At 43.4% G+C, this 6,981-nt stretch carries 5 protein-coding genes and 3 pseudogenes; 4 read left to right on the plus strand and 4 right to left on the minus strand.

The window, feature by feature from the left end:
• Positions 1 to 754 (plus strand): TonB family protein (locus UYC_RS0133490; protein ID WP_016879828.1); only part of this gene is annotated, 754 nt, incomplete at its 5' end.
• Between the two features lie 131 nt (positions 755 to 885).
• On the opposite strand, the gene UYC_RS0133495 is transcribed toward UYC_RS0133490, so the two are convergent.
• Entirely contained in the window at positions 886 to 1,839 is a 954-nt protein-coding gene (locus UYC_RS0133495; protein ID WP_016876750.1) for an SGNH/GDSL hydrolase family protein, read from the minus strand.
• Between the two features lie 424 nt (positions 1,840 to 2,263).
• Here UYC_RS0133495 and UYC_RS39210 point away from each other — a divergent pair, with 424 nt between their 5' ends.
• From UYC_RS39210 to UYC_RS0133510, 3 genes are all read left to right on the plus strand, one after another.
• Positions 2,264 to 2,404: a hypothetical protein gene (locus UYC_RS39210; protein WP_026087609.1), complete on the plus strand. Its 141-nt coding sequence runs from the start codon at positions 2,264 to 2,266 to the stop codon at positions 2,402 to 2,404.
• 529 nt (positions 2,405 to 2,933) lie between these two features.
• Positions 2,934 to 5,825: a glycerol-3-phosphate acyltransferase gene (locus tag UYC_RS0133505; RefSeq protein ID WP_016876752.1), complete on the plus strand. Its 2,892-nt coding sequence runs from the start codon at positions 2,934 to 2,936 to the stop codon at positions 5,823 to 5,825.
• Complete coding sequence (locus tag UYC_RS0133510; RefSeq protein WP_016876753.1) at positions 5,806 to 6,159, plus strand: cupin domain-containing protein; 354 nt, start codon at positions 5,806 to 5,808, stop codon at positions 6,157 to 6,159. The genes UYC_RS0133505 and UYC_RS0133510 overlap by 20 nt, the downstream gene beginning before the upstream one ends.
• A gap of 73 nt (positions 6,160 to 6,232) precedes the next feature.
• Here UYC_RS0133510 and UYC_RS39735 read toward each other — a convergent pair.
• The 3 pseudogenes from UYC_RS39735 to UYC_RS39745 form a co-directional block, all read right to left on the minus strand.
• Positions 6,233 to 6,418: pseudogene (locus UYC_RS39735) on the minus strand (IS701 family transposase); the annotation flags it as partial.
• 156 nt (positions 6,419 to 6,574) lie between these two features.
• Positions 6,575 to 6,706, minus strand: a pseudogene (locus tag UYC_RS39740) (IS701 family transposase); the annotation flags it as partial.
• Positions 6,707 to 6,768: 62 nt separating this feature from the next.
• Positions 6,769 to 6,981 (minus strand): annotated as a pseudogene (locus UYC_RS39745) (hypothetical protein); the annotation flags it as partial.

Genomic DNA, 6,981 nt, shown 5'->3' on the forward strand with positions numbered 1-6,981 from the left:
TGAACCTCTACCAAGTGCGATCGCTTCCCCTACACCCAAACCTCTACCAAGTGCGATCGCTTCTCCCACACCCAAGCCTCTACCAACAAATCTCGCTTCCCCTACACCTGAACCTCTACCAACAAATCTCGCTTCCCCTACACCTAAACCTCTACCAAGTGCGATCGCTTCCCCTACACCTAAACCTCAAAAAATTGTAGTATCGCCTAACACCACACCAACGCAACCTAAACCTACACAAACAGCGATCGCGCCAGAGCGATCAGGGCAATCGGGTAGATTGAGCGGGCAAACACCATCTCGAATTCCAGGAGCAGCAAGCAAATTGGGTGGGCCGCTCAGTGTCTCTCGTGATAATTTTAAACCAGATGATCTCGCAGCCTTACCTAATTCCAACCGCTCTAACGAAGGTTCTGAGGGTATCGATGCACGTCGTATAGATGCAGACATCAATTCTTACTTAGAACAAATGCGGCAAAAAGTGAGGCAGCATTGGATACCTGGACTTAGCCAATCTTCTCGGCGGACTGTGCTTAACTTTACTATTAACCGTTCGGGGCAAGTCAGCAATATCCAAGTTGCCCAAACCTCTGGTTTTGACGTAACTGATGAAGCGGCACTCAATGCTGTACGGCTAGCAGCACCCTTTGCACCTTTGCCTACAGGATTGTCAAGTGACTACATCAATATTCAATTTACATTTTCTATCAATGTCTACGGAGAGCTAGATTTATCAGGAGACGGTGGATATTAAGTAGAAGGCAGAGGGCAAAGAGAGATTATACCAATTCTCAAAAGTAAGCAACAGATGGGGACGCGGAGACGGAGAGACGCGGAGGTTAGCATATCAACAGACTTTAGAGAAATGGTATTAAGCTTGCGTAATTATCCTAGCTCTAATAACTCTCTCAGTGTTTGCTCGATTACCTCATTCACTAACTGATTGCCTTGTAAATTCAGGTGAATATGGTCATGATAAAAGGTTTTTGGGTTGTTGCTGGAATTAAATATCGGTAAAAAATCTACATATCTAATTTGCTGATTTTTAGCAAATTCACTTAAACGCTGGCGTGCTTTAATTTCATAATCGCGGGGTTCTAATGGGCTAACTTCTCGAAGTAAGGGAGTCATAACAAGTAAGAAGTGGCTGTTACTTGCACGTGTCAGTGCTTGAATTTTACTAATAGCTTCCAAATTTAAGCCCACGCGATCGCCTGCTTCTTTTTGTACCGCTTGCATTTCTGGGATCGGTTTTGGCTTGTTGATGTAACGTTCAAACACTTCTACCAATGCTAAGGGCGGTTTCCGATTTGGATAGTTGCGATCGCGTCCAACTGGTAAAGAAGTGGGAGCCGTAGCAAATAAGTCATCGGTATTAATTAGCAACACCACTACTTGAGCGTTAAAGCTACCAAATTTTTGTAAATAGGCTAATTCGTTTCTTGGCCCCCAAGAATTAGCTGAAGCATTTAAAACTTGAATTTGGTTAAAATTACTAAGATGGGCTGAAATTAGAGAATGTTGCAGCAGACTAGAAATTGTATTATTTTGGTCTGTCCACCAACCGCCATTAGCAATAGAATCTCCCAATAACAATACTCGCAGGGTAGAGGGTGGAGAAAACTCCTGGATTGCTTCAGCGCGCATCGAATATTGATTAATTTCTATACGATTGCCATAGCGACGAGTTTGCTGGTTAGGTGCTAGCAAATAACCAATCTGCTCATCAGCTATGTAAATCAAAGGATTGCCGAAACCAAACAGCGATCGTAGGGCGACTTCAATGACAATAAACAATCCCACAACCACTGTCACAATTATTACTAAAATTTCTTTCACCAGCACTCAAATACCAATTACTTTAGGAGCCGATTTTAACAACAATCTCTCTAATTAGGGACTAGGGACTAGGGACTAGGGACTAGGAAAAAGCAGGGGAGCAGAGGGGAGGGAAGAAGAGAGCAGGGGGAGAGGTGCAGCAGGGGAGGCAGTGCGCCCTTGCAGGTTAAGAGACTTGTAGCAACTGCCGTGGAGAAAGGGGAGAATCGTTATTCACGTTTACTCCCCCAGCTTCCCCATCTCTCCTTGTCCTCTTTACCCAATCCCCAGTCCCTAGTCCCCAGTTAATATAAGTAATTGTGACGATGTCAACTTTGCAAACCTTAAAGAAAATGATAGTGAAAATTTCGCTTTAGTTGCTAATGAAGGACTAAAATCGAAACGGACAGACTGGCACTGTAACAAAGGAGGAGATTACAAAGCTATGTCCGACTTGAACCGAGGAATCATGAAGTTTGAGGGCGCAGATACCCCAAAAGCAGTCACAATTTCCACGGTATTGCTATTGGGGGCAATTGCAGCTCTGATTATCTGGGCGCTGCAAGCAGCTTATGCAGTAAATTAGATAGAAGCCTAGAATTAGGGTGTAGATATCATTACAGTCACTCTCAGCAAAACTCTAAACTCATATTCGAGCAAAAGAGTAGCGCTTGATAGTGGCAGAAATTATAGTTTTGTGTATCACCCAGCAATGACGAAAGTTTAAAATTTAGTAAGTGTGGGCGCTAATACTGAAAGCGCCCTTACTAATGTTATAAAAAAGACAATCAAGAGATTTGTGAGTAAAATCTCAATAAAAGAAATGATAGCCTCAAAAACAGCATCATTAGCTTAAAAAGTTAATAGTTAGCTCTCCAGTCAACTATTTTGAATTTATGCAAGGCACTCAAAAACTTTTTTGAGCATCCTGCACACCGATTAGATGTAAATAAAAGAGGGTAAATAGTTTTATCCAGTATCGCAACATACAGAAATTAAAGTGGATAAGCTGTATTACCCTAAAATTGCTTGGATAAAAGCAACATTCCACCGTCAAATCACAGGTAACATCAAGACAGTTATAGAAAAATATATCTAAAAATCCAAGATTCAAAATGTCTGAACTCTGGGGTGTCTTTGTTATCTTAATTGTCTGCCCCCTCTTGGGTGCATTACCGCTAATTGCTTGGATGATCCAAGCCCTGAAGGGGCTACAATTAGCGCAGGTTGGTACTGGCAATATAGGAGTTTCGTCTGCTTTCTACCACGGTGGCACACTGGTAGGAATTTTGGCAGTCTTATCAGAAGCATTAAAGGGAATTGCTGCAGTTTTAATTGCTCGTGTTTTTTTCCCAGATGGATCGGCTTGGGAGTTAATAGCCTTAATTGCTCTTGTCATGGGGCGATATTTAATGGGTAGAGGAGCGGGCACTACAAACGTAGTCTGGGGATTTTTGGTACACGATCCCCTCACAGCAGCATTTACAATCTTGGTGGCAGGGATCAGCTTTACAATTTTGCGTAACCGACAATTAGCAAAATACGGGGTTTTGATTCTGTTTCCCATTATTGTGGGAGTTTTGCACGTGGAAGACTCATTCAGAATTATTGCAGCTATTGGTCTTGCTGCTTTACTCGGCTGGATTTATAAACATATTCCTGATGATTTAGATTTGCCTCCTCAAGAGGCACAACCAGAATCACAAAAAGCATTCCAGTTTTTTCGGGGCAATCGAAATATTCTCTCTCTAGATGATGATTTGGATGCTGCTGTGGTGGGATACAAAGCAGCCAGATTATCTCAACTTCAACGGTGGGGTTATCCTGTTCCCAAAGGGTGGATACTTCTGCCTAATGACGATCCCGATGTACTGATTAACTTTTTACAACCATCAGAATTAAGTCCTTTGGTAGTTCGTTCTTCTGCGATTGGAGAAGATTCGGAACAAGCTTCGGGCGCAGGGCAATACGAAACTGTTTTAAATGTCACGACAAAAGAAGGCTTGCAAAAGGCGATCGCTCAAGTTCGGTCTTCTTACGATCGCTCTGGCGCAGTACAATATCGACGCGATCGCAATCTCAAAGAAGCAGCAATGGCAGTGCTCATTCAGCAACAAGTTCAAAGCGTGTATTCTGGAGTAGCGTTCAGCCGCGATCCCATGACTCAAGAACAAGATGTAGTGGTAATTGAAGCTTTGCCGGGAAGCGCCGCCCAAGTAGTTTCGGGAAGAGTTACACCAGAGCAATATCGCGCTTTTGTTGTTGATACAGAAAATTTAGCGTTGATTCAACTAGAAGGGAAAGGACGTATACCACAAATATTAATCAAGCAAGTTGCATACTTAGCTCGACGTATAGAAGATCGTTATTATGGTGTTCCCCAAGATATCGAATGGAGTTACGACGGACAAACACTTTGGATACTACAAACTCGTCCCATCAGTACCCTAGTGCCAATTTGGACGCGTAAAATAGCTGCAGAAGTGATTCCTGGGCTGATTCGTCCCCTAACTTGGTCGATAAACCGTCCTTTAACTTGTGGGGTATGGGGAGGAATTTTTGCTTTGGTGTTGGGTGAGCGTGCCTTGGGATTAGATTTTAATGAGACAGCGACGCTGCATTATTCCCGTGCTTACTTCAATGCGACTCTTTTAGGACAAATTTTCCGTCGCATGGGTTTACCACCAGAAAGCCTGGAATTTTTAACCAGGGGAGCGAAGTTAAGCAAACCGCCATTCAAGACTACATTACGGAATTTACCTGGACTTACGAAATTATTGATGCGGGAATTATCTTTAGAAAGAGACTTTCAGCGCGATTTCCGTAAGCGGTTTGCTCCTGGTTTATCTCAGTTATCTCAAGAATCACTAGACGAGTTGGAGCCTTCACAGCTATTAGCCAGAATCGAGTATATTTTAGAACTGCTACACAAAGCAACGTATTACAGCATCATGGCTCCATTAAGTGCGGCTGTGCGTCAGGCAATTTTTAAAGTCAAGGATGCTGAGATTGATAATAGCCTGACACCAGAAGTCACAGCTTTGCGATCGCTACATGAGTTAGCTGCTACAGCCAAACACAAATTCCCAAATTTAAATCCAGATTGTGTGTTTGAGGAGATGGCTCGTTCTCCAGAAGGGCAAACAATCCTGATTGAGTATGACAAATTATTGCAGCGTTACGGTTATTTGAGCGAAGTGGGAACAGATATTGCCGTTCCGACTTGGAGTGAAGAACCCAAAGCTGTAAAGCAGTTGTTTGTACAGTTAATGCAGGGAGACGATCCGCCAAAATTGCAAACGAGCCAAGCTAAAAGCAAAAAAAATTTTCTCCAGCGGCGCGTCGATCTCAAAGGGCGAGTTACGGAAGTTTATTCTAAGCTATTAGCCCATTTGCGTTGGGCGTTTGTAGCGTTAGAAAAGATTTGGTTACACTCAGGCATCCTTCAAGAAACTGGCGATATCTTTTTTCTGGAGTTTGAGGAAGTACGGCGTTTAGTTGAAGGTTCTGATCCCAAATTAGTTGAGCTGTTACCAGAGACAATCGCAACCAGGCGATCGCTATTTGCACAACACAGCCAATTAAACCCAGTACCTCTTTTAGTCTACGGCAATACTCCCCCGGCTTTACCTTCCCAAATCTCTTTATCTGGCGATCAGACATTGCGAGGCATTCCTGCTAGCCCAGGAAAAGCAGTAGGGCGAGTAAAAGTGTTGCGTAATTTCCAAACACTGCCAGAAATTGATCGGGAAACTATTTTAGTAGTGCCTTATACAGACTCTGGTTGGGCACCTTTGCTTGTCAGAGCCAAAGGATTGATTTCCGAGGCAGGAGGAAGGCTTTCTCATGGAGCCATCCTGGCACGAGAGTATGGTATTCCTGCGGTTATGGATGTGCATAATGCCACATGGATATTGCAGGATGGTCAAAAAGTACGAATAGATGGAACTATGGGTATTGTGGAAATTGCTAACGATTTGGAGCAGAATGAAATTTACTTCTCTTAACGAGATTCAGGAAGAGTCAGTTTCCCATAACCCAGCAATCAAGAAAAAGGTGATGCTGCGGTTTGGGGACTTACCTGGTTTGACTAACTTTGCGCAAGCGCGTTTTGCCCCCGGGCAAATTGCCCCAGCACACGCCCATCACGATATGTGTGAAGTGTTTTTTGTAGAGGCTGGTGCGGGAACAATTCGCATTGATGGTAAAGAGTACCCCCTCAATCCAGGAAACTGTATCGCCGTAGAACCGGGAGAAGTACACGAAGTTATTAATAATGGTGCTAGCGAACTCGTTCTGACTTACTTTGGTTTGCGAGTTCAAGAAAAAGTTTTGATTTAATTGCTACAACGGAGAAACCATAAAAGGCTTAGTTTCATACCTTTAGGACTTACGCATTGACAGAAAGTTGATACTATGCAGTCAAGCCCAACTTCTGTGTTAGGTGTTCTAGAATAAAGTCACGAGCTACTTGAAGAGATAAATTCCTTTGGATTTCATACCAATTTTCAATTAACTCTTCGGAGCGCATTAATTCTAGCTGTGTAAAAGCTCAAATTGCACTAAAGAAATGAGTTTTAATTGCCTCGGTTGTTCTTACCCTTACGGGTGACGCTCCTAACGTCGCTAACGCTGCACTAACACCAGTTGCTACCCTTCTCCTGACGGAGACGCTGCGCGTAGCTTGCTTCCACGGAGTGGTACGGGAACGCCAAGGGCGAACAAGTCTCTTAACCGCAAGGGCGCACTGGCTCACCATAAACTTCCTAATACCACATACTTGTTTAAAGCTGGAGTGGTAACACTCAATCCCCCAATGTATTGAATGCAGTTCCCTAAATTCTGTTCTAGTAATTGAGACAAGTGCGTCTTTTTCAGGAGTATACATGCTGCATTTTTTGTTGTCTCCATAGTTCTACTCGTTGTGTAAGCAGCGACTCTATCTTATTCCTATGTCCAGGTTTCGGGGTACATCATACTAAGGTCTTCGATTGTACAACTAGCAAACTTGCTGTAGACACCTTCATAGCCATCTGTCATCTGCTTAGTCGTGAAGTTTCTCAGCACATGCTCTTGGCAGGCGTAACGGTTTAGCTCAGGCACTCTATCAATGGCACAGAGACAGTCTTTGACTGAGCGACACAAAAATCCTGTCTTACCGTG

This window comes from Chlorogloeopsis fritschii PCC 6912, from assembly GCF_000317285.1.
In the GTDB taxonomy this organism is placed as follows: Bacteria; Cyanobacteriota; Cyanobacteriia; order Cyanobacteriales; family Nostocaceae; genus Chlorogloeopsis; species Chlorogloeopsis fritschii.

Bases quoted from the DNA above. Each gene is read 5' to 3' on its own strand.
- UYC_RS0133505 (WP_016876752.1), top strand. From the start codon at position 2,934: ATGTCTGAACTCTGGGGTGTCTTTGTTATCTTAATTGTCTGCCCCCTC.
- UYC_RS39210 (WP_026087609.1), top strand. From the start codon at position 2,264: ATGTCCGACTTGAACCGAGGAATCATGAAGTTTGAGGGCGCAGATACC.
- UYC_RS0133510 (WP_016876753.1), top strand. From the start codon at position 5,806: ATGAAATTTACTTCTCTTAACGAGATTCAGGAAGAGTCAGTTTCCCAT.